This window comes from Pseudoalteromonas sp. T1lg10 (assembly GCF_002964545.1).
Lineage (GTDB): Bacteria > Pseudomonadota > Gammaproteobacteria > Enterobacterales > Alteromonadaceae > Pseudoalteromonas.
In genome coordinates this window covers 157,186-157,514 of sequence record NZ_PQBV01000049.1, presented here as the reverse complement: position 1 = coordinate 157,514, position 329 = coordinate 157,186, and the positions used below count along the sequence as shown (strand labels likewise).

The 329-nt window shown below is 41.6% G+C and carries 1 other annotated feature (running past one end of the window).

Annotated elements, in window-relative coordinates:
* Window positions 1–63: a sequence feature (16S ribosomal RNA rRNA prediction is too short), on the bottom strand; it reaches 332 nt to the left of the window's first position.
* Window positions 64–329 lie beyond the last annotated feature (266 nt).

Sequence of the window (329 nt, the reverse complement as noted above, 5' to 3'; positions counted from 1 at the left end):
TACCGCTCGACTTGCATGTGTTAGGCCTGCCGCCAGCGTTCAATCTGAGCCATGATCAAACTCTTCAATTAAAAGTTTTTTTGTTCCCACCCATAAAGAGTGAAGAACGGCGCTCATTGAATTCTGATTTTGATTCTTTCGAATCGAATTGACTGTGCTGAAACAAGTAAACTTGTTTCCGTTGGTCACTCAGTTCAATTGAGACTCTAAATTTGTTTGCGTCATCTAGCGAACTAGAATCTGCTGTTAGAACTCAACCTGTACGAGTGCCCACACAGATGATTGCTTCATATTTTTAAAGAACATTCCGGTTACCCGGTTTCGAGTTG